General features: G+C 74.8%; 13 protein-coding genes. 7 read left to right on the top strand and 6 right to left on the bottom strand.

Translation table 11 applies throughout. The annotated features are described in order from the left end of the window. Positions 1-75 precede the first annotated feature (75 nt). The 3 genes from AC5RWQ_RS17220 to AC5RWQ_RS17210 all read left to right on the top strand — a co-directional run bounded on the left by AC5RWQ_RS17220 (position 76) and on the right by AC5RWQ_RS17210 (position 2,713). Positions 76-1,140, top strand: a complete 1,065-nt coding sequence (locus AC5RWQ_RS17220) for a fatty acid desaturase family protein (protein WP_494283721.1) — start codon at positions 76-78, stop codon at positions 1,138-1,140. A gap of 131 nt (positions 1,141-1,271) precedes the next feature. Further along, entirely contained in the window at positions 1,272-1,565 is a 294-nt protein-coding gene (locus tag AC5RWQ_RS17215; protein WP_494283720.1) for a 4a-hydroxytetrahydrobiopterin dehydratase, read from the top strand. Further along, positions 1,562-2,713, top strand: a complete 1,152-nt coding sequence (locus tag AC5RWQ_RS17210) for an FHA domain-containing protein (protein WP_494283719.1) — start codon at positions 1,562-1,564, stop codon at positions 2,711-2,713. The genes AC5RWQ_RS17215 and AC5RWQ_RS17210 overlap by 4 nt, the downstream gene beginning before the upstream one ends. A gap of 77 nt (positions 2,714-2,790) precedes the next feature. On the opposite strand, the gene rocD is transcribed toward AC5RWQ_RS17210, so the two are convergent. The 3 genes from rocD to AC5RWQ_RS17195 form a co-directional block, all read right to left on the bottom strand. Further along, positions 2,791-4,005 (bottom strand): ornithine--oxo-acid transaminase, encoded by a 1,215-nt coding sequence (gene rocD, locus AC5RWQ_RS17205; RefSeq protein WP_494283718.1) that lies wholly within the window; start codon positions 4,003-4,005, stop codon positions 2,791-2,793. Beyond that, positions 4,002-4,856, bottom strand: a complete 855-nt coding sequence (gene ddaH, locus AC5RWQ_RS17200; protein WP_494283795.1) for a dimethylargininase — start codon at positions 4,854-4,856, stop codon at positions 4,002-4,004. Before ddaH ends, rocD begins: the two co-directional genes overlap by 4 nt. A 300-nt stretch (positions 4,857-5,156) precedes the next feature. Next, positions 5,157-5,840 carry a thrombospondin gene (locus tag AC5RWQ_RS17195; protein WP_494283717.1) on the bottom strand — a complete coding sequence of 228 codons (684 nt, stop codon included), beginning with the start codon at positions 5,838-5,840 and terminating at the stop codon, positions 5,157-5,159. Between the two features lie 160 nt (positions 5,841-6,000). Here AC5RWQ_RS17195 and AC5RWQ_RS17190 point away from each other — a divergent pair, with 160 nt between their 5' ends. Then, positions 6,001-6,810 carry an Fpg/Nei family DNA glycosylase gene (locus AC5RWQ_RS17190; RefSeq protein ID WP_494283716.1) on the top strand — a complete coding sequence of 270 codons (810 nt, stop codon included), beginning with the start codon at positions 6,001-6,003 and terminating at the stop codon, positions 6,808-6,810. A 147-nt stretch (positions 6,811-6,957) separates the two neighbouring features. On the opposite strand, the gene AC5RWQ_RS17185 is transcribed toward AC5RWQ_RS17190, so the two are convergent. The 3 genes from AC5RWQ_RS17185 to AC5RWQ_RS17175 all read right to left on the bottom strand — a co-directional run bounded on the left by AC5RWQ_RS17185 (position 6,958) and on the right by AC5RWQ_RS17175 (position 10,470). Further along, positions 6,958-7,827 carry an aminoglycoside phosphotransferase family protein gene (locus tag AC5RWQ_RS17185; protein ID WP_494283715.1) on the bottom strand — a complete coding sequence of 290 codons (870 nt, stop codon included), beginning with the start codon at positions 7,825-7,827 and terminating at the stop codon, positions 6,958-6,960. A 69-nt stretch (positions 7,828-7,896) separates the two neighbouring features. Then, positions 7,897-9,276, bottom strand: a complete 1,380-nt coding sequence (locus AC5RWQ_RS17180) for an FAD-dependent oxidoreductase (RefSeq protein WP_494283714.1) — start codon at positions 9,274-9,276, stop codon at positions 7,897-7,899. 48 nt (positions 9,277-9,324) lie between these two features. Beyond that, on the bottom strand, positions 9,325-10,470 hold the full coding sequence (locus tag AC5RWQ_RS17175) for a carboxylate-amine ligase (RefSeq protein WP_494283713.1): 1,146 nt from the start codon (positions 10,468-10,470) through the stop codon (positions 9,325-9,327). 223 nt (positions 10,471-10,693) lie between these two features. Between AC5RWQ_RS17175 and lysX the strand changes: the two genes are divergently transcribed. Genes lysX through AC5RWQ_RS17160 form a run of 3 tightly spaced genes read left to right on the top strand, consistent with a single transcriptional unit; the run spans position 10,694 to position 15,554 of the window. After that, entirely contained in the window at positions 10,694-14,053 is a 3,360-nt protein-coding gene (gene lysX / locus AC5RWQ_RS17170; RefSeq protein ID WP_494283712.1) for a bifunctional lysylphosphatidylglycerol synthetase/lysine--tRNA ligase LysX, read from the top strand. After that, positions 14,050-14,712 (top strand): DUF998 domain-containing protein, encoded by a 663-nt coding sequence (locus AC5RWQ_RS17165; protein WP_494283711.1) that lies wholly within the window; start codon positions 14,050-14,052, stop codon positions 14,710-14,712. Before lysX ends, AC5RWQ_RS17165 begins: the two co-directional genes overlap by 4 nt. Beyond that, complete coding sequence (locus tag AC5RWQ_RS17160; protein WP_494283710.1) at positions 14,709-15,554, top strand: alpha/beta fold hydrolase; 846 nt, start codon at positions 14,709-14,711, stop codon at positions 15,552-15,554. The genes AC5RWQ_RS17165 and AC5RWQ_RS17160 overlap by 4 nt, the downstream gene beginning before the upstream one ends. Positions 15,555-15,557: the final 3 nt, after the last annotated feature.

Here is a 15,557-nt window from a genome sequence, read left to right as displayed (position 1 = left end):
TGGCGGGATTACTCAGCGCTACTGTTGGGGCCAGACTCGATGGCGGGTGTCGCCATCCGGGCGGCCAAGCCCAGGATGGGGGCAGATGTGGCGGTTTCGACGGTGGCGGAGCGGCCGGCGCGACGCGGCAGTGACTACGCCGGATTATCCCGGCTGATCAATGAGGCGGGCCTGCTCAACCGGCGGCCCGGCCGGTACGCCGTCCGGATCGTGGTCACCGCGGCCGTGTTCCTGGCGGGCTGGGTCGCGGTGGTGGCGGTCGGTGACTCCTGGTGGCAGCCGCTGCTGGCGGTGGCCCTGGCTGTCGCCACCACCCAGGTGGCCTTCCTCGGGCACGACGCCGGGCACCGGCAGATGTTCCGCCGGCGCGGCCCCAGCGAGGTGGCCGGCCTGCTCGCCGGCAACCTGGCGGTGGGGCTCAGCTACGGCTGGTGGGTGGACAAGCACAACCGCCACCACGCCAACCCGAACCACGAGGACGAGGACCCGGATGTCGGGGCGGGCGCCCTGGTCTGGACGTACGAGCAGGCTGCGGCGACCCGGGGCGTGGCGCGATGGCTGGCCCGGCGGCAGGCCTGGTTCTTCTTCCCGATGCTGCTGCTGGAGGGGATCAGCCTGCACGTGGCCAGCGTGCGCGCGATGGTGGAGCGGAACCCGGACGGCGGCTGGCGGACGCCGATGCGGCACCGGGTCGTCGAGGCGCTGCTGCTCGTCGCGCACGGCGTCGCCTACCTGGGCCTGCTGCTGGCGGTGATGTCCCCGCTGAAGGTGCTCGCCTTCGTCGTCGTCCACCAGGCGCTCTGGGGCCTCTACATGGGCTGCGCGTTCGCCCCGAACCACAAGGGCATGCCGATGCCGACCGCCGACGACGAGTTGGACTACCTGCGTAAGCAGGTGCTGACCTCGCGCAACGTGGGCGGCAGCCGGTGGGTGGACGTGGTGCTGGGCGGCCTCAACCACCAGATCGAGCACCACCTCTTCCCGAACATGCCCCGGGGCAACCTGCGTCGGGCCAAGCCGATCGTGCGGGCGTACTGCGCCGAGCGGGAAGTCGGGTACGCCGAGACCGGGCTGGTCGAGTCGTACCGGCAGGCGCTCGCCCACCTGCACGAGGTGGGCCGGCCGCTGCGCGCCCGCTGATCAGCCTGACGTCGCCGGCCCTCCTCGCCGAGGGCCGGCGGCGCGGGCCCGGACGCCGGTGCCACGCCGGCCCCGGCCGGTCGGGTGGTGGCAGCTCGGCCGTTCGGCCGGCGCACCGGTAGGGTCGTGCCATGGCAGACCTGCTCACCGCGGAAGCGGTGCGAGAAGAGCTGGGCGGGCTGACGGACTGGTCGGGCGATCCGGGCGGGATCAGTCGGACGGTGCAGCTCGGCGGTTTCCCGGACGCCATCGGCGTGGTGGACCGGGTGGCGGTGGTGGCCGAGGAGCTCGACCACCATCCCGACATCGACATCCGGTGGCGGACCGTGACCTTCCGGTGCGTCACCCACTCGGCCGGCGGGGTCACCCACCGTGACGTCGAGCTGGCCCGGCGGATCGACGACATCGTCGGGGGTGCGCGATGAGGTTCGAGATCAGCAAGGTGCTCGACGCGATCGAGGGGCGGGTCAGCACCGATCCGTCCCTGGCCCGGGCCGTCCTCGACCTCGCCGAGGTGATCCGCTACCAGGACCTCGACGGTGGCCGGCCGGCCAGCCTGCTCCGCCTCGGCATGGTGATCGACGCCCTCTCCCGGGAACTGGAGGAGGACAGCGTCCCCGTCTACGCCGTGGTGCACCGGGCCCTGCTCTCCGACGCCGACCTCACCTCCAACGAGCGCATGGTGGTCCGGCGGTGGGCCGACGACGGCCTGGTCGAGGTGCTCGACAACCCGGGCGACCGGATGCTGGAGGTGGCCGACCTGCTCGGGCTGCCGGTGCTCAGCCGGGTCCGCTTCGACGGCCTGCGCGGCCGGTTCCCGTGGTTGGTGGAGCAGCCGGGCCGCCTGCTCGCCCCGGTGCCCGGCGCCGGCGGGCCGGTCTTCGTCGCCCACGTGGGTGGCGGGCACACCCCCGTCGAGGGGGACCGCTCCCCGGTCGGCGGGAAGTTGCTGGCCCGGCAGTGGCGCTGCCCGGAGCCGGGCTGCGCGCTCTTCGGCGGCGGCGGGGGCGGCGGCGCCTTCGCCGACCTGGCCCGGGTGGACCGCGCCCCGGCCGGTCAGCCGCCGCCCACCCTGCGCAACGGCGTACCGACCTGCCCGCGGCACGGCGCCCGGCTCGGCGACGCCGGCCCGCGCCCGCGCAGCGAGGTGCTGGCGATCCGCATCGGCGGGCTGATCCGGCGCCGGTTCCTGCTCACCGAGGAGCAGCCGGTGCTGGTCGGCCGGGCGCCCGAGCAGGCTGGCGGCATCATGCTCGGCCAGTGGCTCAACGACGAGGCCCGGCGCTGGATCAGCCGCGGCCACGTCCGCTTCGAGCTGCGGGTCGGCGAGGTGATCGTGACCGACGTGAGCACCAACGGCTCCGGCATCCGGCCGAACGGCTCGATGGCCGAGTCGGACCGCATCCCGCTGGCCCCGAACCAGTCCCGGGTGCTCGGCGGCGCCGACATGGTGGAGCTCTACCCCGGTGTCCAGGTGGGCCGGGCCCACGAGCTGCCCACCGGCGCGGCGTTCACCCCGACCTCGGTGATGGCCGAGGCGCCCACCATGGCGATGCGGCTGCCCCGGGTCTGAGCGCCGCCGCGGGGCGGGGAGGACGACGGCGGGCGCCGGGACCGAGGTCCCGACGCCCGCCTTCTCGCGTACGAGGGTCAGCCGGCCAGCACCGCGGCCAGCTGGGCCACCGCGTGGTCGATCTCTTCCTCGGTGATGACCAGCGGCGGAGCCAGCCGGATGGTCGAGCCGTGGGTGTCCTTGGCGAGGACGCCCCGCTCCATCAGCCGCTCGCAGGCCTGCCGGCCGCTCATCAGCGCCGGGTCGATGTCCACGCCGGCCCAGAGGCCCCGCACCCGGACGGCGACCAGACCCTTGCCGAGCAGCGCCTCCAGGCCGGCGCGCAGCCGCTCGCCCAGCTCGGCGGAGCGGCGCTGGAACTCGCCGGTGGCCAGCAGCCGGACCACCTCGGTGGCGACCGCGCAGGCCAGCGGGTTGCCGCCGAAGGTCGAGCCGTGCTGGCCCGGCTTCAGCACACCGAGCACGTCGGCGTTCGCGGCGACCGCCGAGACCGGCACGATGCCGCCGCCGAGCGCCTTGCCCAGCAGGTACATGTCCGGTACGACGCCCTCGTGCTCACAGGCGAAGGTGTGACCGGTCCGGCCCAGGCCGGACTGGATCTCGTCGGCGATGAAGAGCACGTTGCGCTCGGTGCAGACCTCGCGCACACCCGGCAGGTAGCCCTCCGGCGGCACCACGACGCCCTGCTCGCCCTGGATCGGCTCCAGCAGCACGGCGACGGTGTTCTCGTCGATCGCGGCGGCCAGCGCGTCCAGGTCACCGTAGGGAACCACGGTGAAGCCCGGGGTGTACGGCCCGAAGTCGGCGCGCGCGTCCTCGTCGGTGGAGAAGCTGACGATGGTGGTCGTCCGGCCGTGGAAGTTGCCCTCAGCCACCACGATGTTCGCCTGACCGGGGGTGACGCCCTTGACCTGGTAGCCCCACTTGCGGGCGACCTTGATGCCGGTCTCCACCGCCTCGGCGCCGGTGTTCATCGGCAGGACCAGGTCCTTGCCGCACAGCTCGGCCAGCTCCTTGCAGAAGTCGGCGAACTGGTCGTGGATGAACGCCCGGCTGGTGAGGGTGAGCTTGTCGAGCTGCTCGTGCGCGGCCTGGATCAGCTTCGGGTGCCGGTGGCCGAAGTTCAGCGCCGAGTAGCCGGCGAGGCAGTCCAGGTAACGGCGGCCGTCCACGTCGGTGAGCCAGGCGCCCTCGGCGGAGGAGATCACCACCGGCAGCGGGTGGTAGTTGTGCGCGGTGTACCGCTCCGCGTCGCGTACCGCGGTTGGAGTCCGCAACATGTCCTCGATCACTTGGTTGCCTTTCCCTGACGGAGTCGCAGCGTGCAGCACTTCGGTCCGCCGCCGGCCTTACGCAGCTCGGACAGGTCGGTCCCGATGGTCTCGTAGCCCCGGTCGCGCAGCTTGCCGGCCAGGTCGGTGGCCTGCGCGGGCAGCACCACGGTACGGCCGTCGCTGACCGCGTTCAGGCCCAGCACCTCGGCGTCGGCCATGGTGGCGTGGATCGCGTCCGGGAAGAGCCGGCGCAGCACCGCCTGGCTGCCGGGGGAGAAGGCCTCCGGCAGGTACGCCACGGTCCGCTCGTCGAGCACGGTCAGCGCGGTGTCCAGGTGGTAGAAGCGCGGGTCCACCAGCTGCATGGTGATCACCGGGTAGCCGAAGACCTCCTGCAACTGCGCGTGCGAGGCGTGCGCGGTGCGGAAGCCGGTGCCGGCGAGCAGGTAGTCACCGACCAGCAGGACGTCGCCCTCGCCCTCGTTGACGTGCTTCGGGTCGTACATCTCGAAGCCGGCGGCCTCGAACCAGGCGCGGTAGGCCGGGGCCTCGTCGGCGCGCTGCGGGTCGCGGAACTGGACCGCCATCGCCTTGCCGTCGATCACGGTGCCGCCGTTGGCGGCGAAGACCATGTCCGGCAGGCCGGCGACCGGATCGACCAGTTCGACCTCGTGGCCCAGGTCGAGGTAGGTCTGGCGCAGCTGCTCCCACTGCCGGATGGCCAGCTCGGCGTCGACCGGCGCGGTCGGGTCCATCCACGGGTTGATCGCGTAGTCGACGGCGAAGTACGTCGGCCGGCACATCAGGAAGCGCTGGCGGGTCGCGTCCATCGTCATGTCCTGCTCCTGGGGTCGGGCGCGCCCGGCCACCTCGGCCGACGGGCTGGCGCCGTTGGTCAACGGTATGCGGCCCGAGCCGACGACATCCACCGCCGAGGCTTGCGTACGGTGGTTGTTCGTTGCGTCTGCTGCCCGACGGGTGGCGATCCGTTGCGTCGGTGCTGGTTCTGCCCGAATTGCGGCAGGGCCGTCACCCGGGAAGGGGTGACGGCCCTGGACGCGCTTCGGGGGCGGCGAATCGCCGCCCCCGAGAGAGTGCGTGCCCGGCTGGTGAACCACCAGACTGGTCGGGCGTCGCCGGCGCACCGCCGGCGCGGGGAGAAATGCCCGTCAGAACCGATCGACAAACTGTGAGTCGAGCCACTCACGGAGCCGCCCCACCCAGTCGCCGTCGGTGGTCGGCCAGTCGAACTGCCCGGTGAAGGCGACGATGCCGAGCACCACCGCGGCCAGGCCGACCAGCATGCCGATCAGCGCGTCGGTCTTGCCGGCGACGTGCCGGCGGCGGGTCGCCATCAGGCCCATGACGGAGAGCACCGCGCCGATCGCGCCGAGCCCGATGCCGTACCCGGCCAGGGTGCCGGTGAGCACGAAGAGCGCCCCCGCCACCGAGACGATCAGACCGAGCGTGGCCAGCAGGCTGGCCCGCGGCTTCGGCCCGGCCACCACCGGCGGGCCGGCGGGCAGGTCGTCGGCGTCGGTGTGGTCCAGCGGACGCCGCTCGCCGCGCGCCAGGTCGACGGTCCGCTCCTCCGCCGGCACGGCCCGCACGGTGTCGTCGTCGGTCACGCCGATCGGCCGGACCCGCGTACGCGGCTCGTCGTCGATCGCAGCGACCCGACCGGACGGTCCGCGCCCCGGGTCGTCGGCCGCCATCGCGTTGCTGCGGTACGTCGTCGCGTCGGCGTCGCGGTCGGTGGCTACCGGCGCGGCGTCACGCCCGTCGATCCGACCGTCGCCGTTGCTGTCCGGTGCCGGCTCGGTCCGGCGGCGTGACAGTGAAGGAATGTTCATCACTACACCTCCTCGTCAATGCGTGGAGGCCTCGGCAGAATCGGTGGCAGCCACGCGGGTAACACCCGGTAGATACCCCGTCCGTCGATACGCCACACGCGACTTCGCAGCACCGGTGTCCGGACCCGCCGGCGTGCCGGCGCCCGGCTACCGTTGACCGGTGCCAGAGGGACACACCATCCACCGCCTGGCGGCCCGGCACGCCGAGCTCTTCGCCGGCGACAAGGTGACCGCCACCAGCCCGCAGGGCCGCTTCGCCGAGGGTGCCGCCCGACTCTCCGGCACCGTCCTCGACGGCACCGAGGCGTACGGCAAGCACCTGCTGCACCACTACGCCGACGAGCTGACCCTGCACGTCCACCTCGGGCTCTACGGGAAGTTCACCGACGGCGACGGCGAACCCCCCGCCCCGGTCGGCCAGGTTCGGCTGCGGCTGGCCAGCGACCGGCACTGGCTCGACCTGCGCGGCCCCACCGCCTGCGAGCTGCTCACCCCGCCCGAGGTGGCGGCGCTGCGCGACCGGCTCGGCCCGGACCCGCTGCGCGCCGACGCCGACCCCGCCCGGGCGTACGCCCGGATCCGGCGCAGCCCCACCCCGCTCGCCGCGCTGCTGCTGGACCAGTCGGTGGTGGCCGGCACCGGACTGATCTTCGTGACCGAGGCGCTGTTCCGGGCGGGCCTGTCACCGACCCTGCCCGGCCGGGACCTGAGCCCCGCCGGCTGGGACGCCCTCTGGGCCGACCTGGTCGAGCTGATGACCCGGGCCGTCGCCCGCGGGCGGATCGACACCGTGCGCGACGCCCACCTGCCCGAGGCGATGGGCCGGGCCGCCCGCGTCGACCGGCACGGCGGCGAGGTGTACGTCTACCGCCGCCCCGGCGCGCCCTGCCACGTCTGCGGCGGCCCGGTCAGCCGTGGCGGGCTGGCCGGCCGCAACCTCTACTGGTGCCCCACCTGCCAGGCCGGCTGACCAGCCGCAGGCGGTCGCCGACGACCGGCGGCTGACCGTGCGCCGGCCGGCGCACGTCGACGACCGGCGCCGGCCCGAGTCGGCGGCCGGCTGACCGGTCGCGGGCCGCCGGCGGACGTCGACGACCGGGCGGCGGCCCGCGCCGGCTCACTCCGCGCCGAGCAGCCAGCGGACCACCTCGACCTGGTGGGGAAAGACCTGGCCCTCGGCCACGCTCCAGGCCAGCGTGTGCACGATCGTCCAGCCCCGGACCCGGTCCCGGTCGAGCCCCAGCTCGGCGCTGAGCCGGTCCAGCCGGCGCCGTACCGCGGTGGGCGAGTGCCCCAGCTCCCCGCCGCGCACCATCGGCACCGGCGCGAACTCCCGCTCGCCGACCAGCGGCTTCGGGTCGATGGCCAGCCACGGCTCCCGGGTAGCCCGGAGCAGGTTGCCGGCGTGCAGGTCCTGGTTGACCAGCACCTGTTCCCCCTGGCTCGGCGCGAGGTCGGCGAGCAGCCCGAGCGCGGCGTCGAGCAGCCGCCGCTCGTACGGCCGGTTGGCCCGCACCCAGTGGACCGGCATGCACTCGGCCCAGCGGGCGGCCTCGTCGGCGAGCGTGGTGAACGGCGGGCCGGCGGGCGTCAGGAGCCGGGGGAGCAGCTCCACCACCGCATCGAGCGCCCGGGCGGGCGGGAGCTGCTGGTGCAGCATGGTGCCGGGGAGGCAGCGTTCCACCAGCAGGGCCCGACGCCGCGGGTCGTGGTCGAGCAGCCGGACCGCCCCGTCACCGGCCCAGTGCGCCAGCGCGGCGGCCTCGTGCCGGCTGTCGTCGTCCGGGTACTGCACCTTCAGCACCGCCGGGGTGCCGTCGGGTAGCTCCGCCGGCATCGCCAGGGACGCGAACGCGTACGGATACGGCGGACCGACCCGCAGCTGCCAGTGCTCGACGCAGCCGGCCAGCAGGTCCGGCAGGGCGGCCAGCCACTCCCGTCCGGCCGGCACCCGCCGCGCCCACGACAACCCCTCGGGAATCTCCATCCGGCCATCCTGCCGATCGTGGAGAGTTGTTGTCGTCCCAGCAACAACTCTTCACACAAACCGACAGGGTCAGCGGCCGGCGGCGGCGAGGGCGTCGACGGCCTTGCGGGCGGCGATCAGCACCGGATCCCAGACCGGCGCGTACGGGGGCGCGTAGCCGAGATCGAGGGCGGTCATCTCGTCCACGGTCATCTCGTTCCAGAGGGCCACCGCGAGCGCGTCGATCCGCTTGGCCGCCTCGGACCGGCCGACGATCTGCGCCCCGAGCAGCCGCCCGGTGGGGCGCTCGGCGATCAGCTTGATCGTCATCGGCTTGGCGCCCGGGTAGTAGCCGGCCCGGTTCGTGGACTCGGTCACCACCGAGACGAACTCGAAGCCGGCGGCCGACGCGTCCCGCTCGCGCAGCCCCGTCCGCCCCACCTCCAGGTCGCAGACCTTGGTCACCGCGGTGCCGATCACGCCGGGGAAGGTGGCGTACCCGCCGCCGATGTTGATCCCCGCGACCCGGCCCTGCTTGTTGGCGTGGGTGCCGAGCGGGACGTGCACCGGCAGGCCGCTGACCCGGTGCAGGGTCTCCACGCAGTCGCCGACCGCCCAGACGTCCGGCATCCCGAACACCCGCATCCGCCGGTCCACCCGGATCCCACCGGTCGGCCCGAGCGGCAGGCCGGCCGCCTTGGCGAGCGCGGTGTTCGGGCGTACCCCCAGGCCCAGGACCACGACGTCGGCCGGCAGCGGCCCGTCCGCGGTGAGCACCGCGGACACCCGGCCGTCCCGCTCGTCGACGCCGGTCACCGCGGTGCCGGTACGGATCTCGATGCCCAGCCCGCGCATCGCCCCGACGGCCAGCGCGGCCATGTCCGGGTCCACCGTGGACATGGGCTGTTCGGCCTGCTCGACCAGGGTGACCGCCAGCCCGCGCTCGATCAGCGCCTCGGCCATCTCGACGCCGATGTAGCCACCGCCCACCACCACGGCGGTACGGGGCGCCGGCTGGCCGTCCAGCCACGCCCGCAGCGCGGCCCCGTCGTCGAGGGTCTGCACCCCGAAGATGCCGTCGACGTCGCCGGTCGCCCACGTCGGCTGCACCGGCACCGCGCCGGCGGCGTACACCAGGGTGTCGAACCGCTCGCGGACCTCGCCGCCGCCGTCGAGCTCCCGGGCGACCACCTCGCGGCGCTCCAGGTCGATGCCGGTGACCTCGGTGCGCAGCCGCACGTCGATGCCGAAGTCCTCCTGGAAGGTGCCGGGGGCGCGGGCGATCAGCGCGTCCCGCTCCGGGACCACCCCGCTGATCCAGTACGGGATGCCGCACGCCGAGTACGACGTGAACTTCCCCCGCTCGAAGGCGACGATCTCCAGGTCGTCGGCGCCGCGCCGGCGCCGGGCCTGGGAGGCGGCCGCCATCCCGGCCGCGTCCCCACCGATCACGATCAGCCGTCGGGTCACGCCGCCCAGTCTTCCACGCGGCAAGCCGCCCGGTGTGCCGCGCGGCGATCAGCCACGGGTCTGCCGGGCCACGTCGGCGACCACGTCCTCCAGCCGGCCGGTACGGGCGAACACGGCCCGCTGCCGGGCCGCCCCGGTGCCGTGCCGGCGCAGCCCGCCCAGCAGGCCGGTCACCTCATCCAGGTCGCCGTGCTCGGCCAGGGCCGGGCGAACCCGCTCGACCAGCCGGTCCAGCAGCTGCCAGGCCGGGCGCAGCTCGCCGTTGGACAGGTCGACGCCCTCGCCCTCGAGCCCGTCGTGGGCGGCCCGCCAGTGCGCGGCGACCAGCAGGTGATGGTCGGTGTTCACCGCCGGACGACCCTCGGCGATGTCGCTCATCGCGGTCGCCACCAGGGCCCGGACCAGGGCTGCCACCAGCACCGTGTCGTCCAGCGAGGGGCAGACGTCGCCGATCCGGATCTCCACCGTCGGGTACTTCGCCGACAGCCGGGCGTACCAGTAGAGCATTCCCTCGTCGAGCATCACGCCGGTGGCGATCAACTGTCGGATCAGCCGCTGGTAGTGCTCGTACGACTCCAGCCAGGGGGTCGGTGCCACCGACGGCCAGTGCTCCCACTCGACCGAGCGCCAGCTCGCGTAGCCGGTGTCCTCGCTTGCGGCGAAGGGGGAGTTGGTGGTCGCCGCCTGCAGCACCGGCAGCCAGGGCCGGACGTGGTTGAGCACCTGCACCCCGGTGTCCGGGTCGGGCACCCCGACGTGCACGTGCATGCCGTTGTTGCCGGGGCCGGGCACCAGCAGCCGGAACCGTTCGATCATCCGGTCGAAGCGGGGCTTGTCGACCACCGGCGGGACCGGGCCGTCCACCGGGCCGGTGCCGATGGCCAGCAGCCGTACGCCGGCCCGCTCCGCGGCGTCGGCCAGCGCGGCACGCAGCACGCCCAGCGAGTGCCGGATCGAGCTGAGTTCCAGCCCGGGCGGGCTGCCGATCTCGATCTGGCTGGTCTGGAACTCCCGCTCCACCTGCCCGCGCAGCTCGGCCGGCACCTGCTCCATCACCAGGTCCACGGCGGGCACCGCGGCCCCGGTGTGCGGGTCGACGAGCAGGAACTCCTCCTCGACCCCGACCGTGCGCAGGCCGGCGTCGTCCGCCGTCGCGGACACCCCGTCGGATCGGGCCGCAATCCCGCTGGCCATCGCCACCACCGTCCGTTCCGTGCCGGTCGCCGCGAATCCGCTCCGCCGCCGTGTCGACCGGCCCATTACCCAGGGTGTCCGACGGGGGAAACGCGGCGCCCCGGGACACGCCGACGGATGCTTACGATGAGCCGTCCGCCGACGGTGCCGCTCCGGCATCCGCCCGCCGGGAACCGGCGCCGACGCGTGCCCGGACCGGCGACACAGGACGTAGGGAGGCCAGGTGACCCCGACGACCGCGCCGCGCTCGGTGACGCCCGGGGCGACCCGTGGGGACGGTGCCGGCGGGCCGGCCGGCGCGGACTGGCGGCGGCAGGTCCCCCGGATCTTCGCCACCCTGCTCTGGGTGATCGCCGCGGTCTGCGCGCTGGCGGCGTTGAGCAGCGCGGTGCGCTCGGACATCCAGCCGGTCCGCACCACCATCGACACGCTGCTGCTGCCCGCCCCGGCCAACCTGGCGTACGCGGTGTTCATCGGCACCCTGGCCTCGGCGGTGCTGCGCCGCAAGCGGCTGGCGTACTGGGTGCTCGTCGTCTACTTCACGCTGAGCCTGGTGGTCGGTGCGCTGGCCGGCGTGCTGCTGGTGGTGGTCGGCGCGGCCCGGCTGACCGACGACGCCGGGCAGCGGATCTTCAACATGATCGAGACGGTCGGCGTCTGGGTCGGCATCGGCTTCGCCGCCGGCGCGCTCGCCCTGCTGCTGGCTGCCCGGCGGGAGTTCTACGCCCGGGTCCGCAGTGGCAGCACCCGCCGGGCGCTGGCGGTCTTCTTCGGGCTGGCGGCGGCCGCGATCGGCGTCGGGTACCTGCTGCTCACCGCCGTCCCGGGGAGCCTGCGGACCTGGCTGGACCGGCTCGGGTACGCCATCGAGAAGGTCTTTGGCGGCGCCATCACGCTGGACGTCACCCGGCAGGGGCAGGCCCCCGGCTGGGTCAACCTCGTGCTCGGGGCGATGGGCGCGGCGGCCTTCCTGGCCGGGCTGTTCACCCTGCTCCGCTCGCAGCGCGCCGCCGCCGTGCTGCACCCGGAGGAGGAGCAGCGGATCCGCGCCCTGCTCGCCCGGTACGGCGAGCGGGACTCCCTCGGCTACTTCGCCACCCGCCGGGACAAGGCGGTGATCTTCTCGGCCAGCGGCAAGGCGGCCATCACCTACCGGGTGGTCAACGGGGTGAGCCTGGCCAGCGGGGACCCCGTGGGCGACCCGGAGGCCTGGGGGCCGGCCATCGAGGCGTGGCTGGAGCAGGCCCGGGAACACGCCTGGACCCCGGCGGTGATGGGCGCCGGCGAGGCGGGCGCGCGGACGTACCACCGGCACGGGCTGAAGGTGCTGCAACTGGGCGACGAGGCGATCCTGCTGGCCCGCGAGTTCGACCTGGACGGGCGGGACATGCGCCCGGTACGCCAGGCGGTGCACCGGGTCGAGCGGGCCGGTTACACCGCCCGGGTCCGCCGGCACGCCGAGATCCCGCCGGAGGAACTGGCCACCCTCGCCGGTCTGGCCACCACGTGGCGGGACACCGAGCACGAGCGGGGCTTCTCGATGGCCCTGGGCCGGCTCGGCGACCCGGCCGACGGCGACTGCGTGCTGGTCGAGGCGCACGACGGCACGGGCCGGGTCCGCGCCCTGCTGTCGCTGAGCCCGTGGGGCGCCGACGGGCTCTCCCTGGACCTGATGCGCCGGGACCGCACCGCCGAGAACGGGATCACGGAGTTCATGGTGGCGGCGCTGCTCGGTGCCGCGCCCCGGCTCGGCGTCGAGCGGGTGTCGCTGAACTTCGCGGTGTTCCGGTCGGTCTTCGAGCAGGGCGCCCGGATCGGCGCCGGCCCGGTGATCCGGCTCTGGCGGCACACCCTGCTCTTCTTCTCCCGCTGGTGGCAGTTGGAGTCGCTGTACCTGTCCAACGCCAAGTACCAGCCGCACTGGACGCCGCGCTACCTCTGCTTCGGGGAGCGCCGGGAGCTGGCCCGGGTGGGTCTGGCCGCGGCGGTCGCCGAGGGCTTCCTCGCGCTGCCCGGTGGGCGCCCCTCGCCGTTGCACGGCGTGCCGCCGGCCGGCGGCGGGGTGGGTTTCGTCCCGCCCGAGGCCGGGGCGGTGCACGCGGTCGGCCCGGCCGCCGAGCCGGAGCAGCTGCCCGAGCAGGTCCGGGTTCGCCGGGCCAAGCTGGACCGGCTGCGCGCCGAGGGCGTCGACCCGTATCCGGTGGGGTTCGGCCGTACCGACGGCTGCGCGGCGGTGCGCGCCCGGCACGCCGGCCTGGCGCCGGACACCGGTACGGGGGAGACGGTCGCGGTGGCCGGCCGGGTGCTGCTGGTCCGCGACTTCGGCGGGGTCTGCTTCGCGACCGTCCGGGACGGCACCGGCGACCTGCAACTGATGCTGGAACACGACCTGGACCGGTGGCGGGCCGCCGTCGACATCGGCGACCACGTCGGCGCGACCGGCGAGGTGTACGCCACCCGGCACGGCGAGGTGTCGGTGCGGGTGGCCGACTGGCGGCTGACCGCCAAGTGCCTGCGCCCGCTGCCGGACAAGCACCGCGGGCTGGCCGACCCGGAGGCGAAGGTCCGCCAGCGCTACCTGGACCTGGCCACCAGCACCGAGGCGCGGGACCTGCTGCGGGCCCGGGGCGCCGCCCTGCACAGCCTGCGGCAGTCGCTGGTGGCCCGGGACTTCCTGGAGGTGGAGACCCCGATCCTGCAACGGGTGCACGGCGGGGCCAACGCCCGCCCGTTCGTCACCCACTCCCACGCGTACGACCGGCGGTTGACCCTGCGGATCGCCCCCGAGCTCTACCTGAAGCGGCTCGCCGTGGGCGGGGTGGAGCGGGTGTACGAGCTGGGCCGGGCGTTCCGCAACGAGGGCGTCGACTACAGCCACAACCCCGAGTTCACCGTGCTGGAGGCGTACCAGGCGTACGCCGACTACCACGACATGCGCGAGCTGGCCCGGGAGCTGATCGTCGCGGCGGCGGTCGCGGTGCACGGCGCGCCGGTGGCCCGCCGGCCGGGCACCGGGGAACCGGTGGACATCGGCGGGGAGTGGCCGGTGCGGACGGTGCACGAGGCGGTCTCCGCCGCGCTCGGCGAGGAGGTCACCGTCGACACCGAGCTGGCCGCCCTGCGCAAGCTCTGCGACGCCGCGGCCGTGCCGTACGACCCGCGCTGGGGGGCGGGCGCGGTGCTGCTGGAGCTCTACGAGCGGCTGGTCGAGGCGCGGACCGACGCACCGACCTTCTACCTGGACTTCCCGACCGAAGTCTCGCCGCTGACCCGACAGCACCGCAGGGACCCGCGGCTGGCCGAGCGCTGGGACCTGGTGGCGTTCGGGATGGAGCTGGGCACCGCGTACTCGGAGCTGGTCGATCCGACCGAGCAGCGGCGCCGGCTGACCGAACAGTCGCTCAAGGCGGCCGGCGGCGATCCGGAGGCGATGGAGCTGGACGAGGACTTCCTCACCGCCCTGGAGTACGCGATGCCGCCGACCGGCGGGCTGGGGCTGGGCGTGGACCGGCTGGTGATGCTGCTGACCGGCCGGTCGATCCGGGAGACGTTGCCGTTCCCGATGGTCCGCGAGTCGTCGTGAGCCCGTCCCGACCGGTCCGGGCGCTGCCGGCGGCGGCGCTCGGCGTGTCGGCGCTCTGCTACGCCTCCTGGCTGTTCGGCACGGTGCTCAACCCGCGGCTCGGCCTGGTGGACAGCTACCTCAGCGAGCTGGCCGCCCGGGACCAGCCGCACCACCTGTTCTTCCAGCTCGGCGACGTGGCGACCGGGCTGCTCGCGGCGGCCGCCGGCCTGGTGCTGTCGCGCACCGCCCGGGACGTTCCCCGGCTCGCCTGGTGGGCGACGGTGGTGTTCGGGGTGTGCACCGCGCTGGACGGCGGGATCACCACGATGGACTGCGCCCCGTCGGTCGACCCGCGCTGCGCCCGGCTGGAGGACCTGGGCGCGCTCTCCTGGCGGCACCACGCGCACACGGTCACCTCGTCGGTGGCGGTGGCCGCGGGGGTGCTCTCGCTGGTCGTGCTCCTCGCCGTGCTGCGCGGCCCGGTCCGGCGGCGGTGGGGGCTCGCGGTGGCGGTGGTGCTGCTGATCGGGACGGTGGGAACGCTGGTCGGGTCGGCGTACCCGGAGTTCGGGCTGGGGCTGTGGCAACGGGTCCAGCTGGTCGGCCTCTCCGGCTGGCTGCTGCTCGCCGGCGCGGTCGCCGGGTGGGGCACCCGACCGGGATCGGCGGCCCCGTGACCGGGCCGGGCGGCGACGGCGCGGCGGCGGGCGGGCGCGGCGGCGGTCCGGCGGTGCTGCTCTGCGCCGGGATGGGCGACGGGGCGGGGACCTGGGACGCCGTGGCGCCGCTGCTGGGGGCCGCCGGGTGGCGGGTGGCGCGGCTGGACCGGCCGGGGCTCGGGGCGCTCCCGGACGACGGCGCGGCGCCGACGCTGGCCGGGGAGGTCGCGCGGATCGACGCCGGGGTGGCCGGGCTGGGCCGGCCGGTGCTGGTGGCGCACTCGGCGGCGGCGCTGCCCGCCGAGGCGTACGCCCGGCTGCATCCGGGACGGCTGGCCGGGCTGGTGCTGGTGGATCCGAGTGTGGTGGAGCAGCCGGCGTGGGCGCGGGTGGCCCGCTGGTCGGCCGGTGCGGTGGCGGGCCGGGCGTCGGCGCTGGGCGGGTTCCTCGACCGGACCGGGCTGGCCGTGCGGGTCGGCCCGTGGGCCTGGGAACGGGCGGTACGCCGGATGAGCATCCGGCCGCCGGATCGGGCGCGGGGGCTGCCGTACGCCTCCGGGTCGGCGTTGGCCCGCGTGCTGGTGGAGTGGCTGGCGTACCCGTCGATGGCTGCGGAGCTGGTCGAGCTGCGGCGGCGGACGGCCGCGCCCGCCCTGCCGGTGCGGGTGCTCACCGCGCTCGGCGACGTGCCCGCGCCCGCCGGCCGGGCGGCGTGGCGGGGCGGGCACGACCGGTTGGCGGGGAGCTTCCCGGCGGGCCGGCACGAGGTGTTCCGGGACGCCCGGCACCTGCTGCACTCCGACCACCCGGAGGTGGTGGTCCGCGCCGTCACGGCCGTCGGGCGTGACAGCGGGTCCTAGGCT

The sequence above is a fragment of the Micromonospora sp. BS32 genome (assembly GCF_059089345.1).
This window is presented reverse-complemented; position numbering and strand designations above follow the sequence as displayed.

What these genes read in the sequence shown, in the direction of transcription:
- AC5RWQ_RS17220 (WP_494283721.1), top strand. Translation starts at nt 76, where the DNA reads ATGGGGGCAGATGTGGCGGTTTCGACGGTGGCGGAGCGGCCGGCGCGA.
- AC5RWQ_RS17215 (WP_494283720.1), top strand. Translation starts at nt 1,272, where the DNA reads ATGGCAGACCTGCTCACCGCGGAAGCGGTGCGAGAAGAGCTGGGCGGG.
- AC5RWQ_RS17210 (WP_494283719.1), top strand. Translation starts at nt 1,562, where the DNA reads ATGAGGTTCGAGATCAGCAAGGTGCTCGACGCGATCGAGGGGCGGGTC.
- AC5RWQ_RS17195 (WP_494283717.1), bottom strand. Translation starts at nt 5,840, where the DNA reads ATGAACATTCCTTCACTGTCACGCCGCCGGACCGAGCCGGCACCGGAC.
- AC5RWQ_RS17185 (WP_494283715.1), bottom strand. Translation starts at nt 7,827, where the DNA reads ATGGAGATTCCCGAGGGGTTGTCGTGGGCGCGGCGGGTGCCGGCCGGA.
- AC5RWQ_RS17175 (WP_494283713.1), bottom strand. Translation starts at nt 10,470, where the DNA reads ATGGCCAGCGGGATTGCGGCCCGATCCGACGGGGTGTCCGCGACGGCG.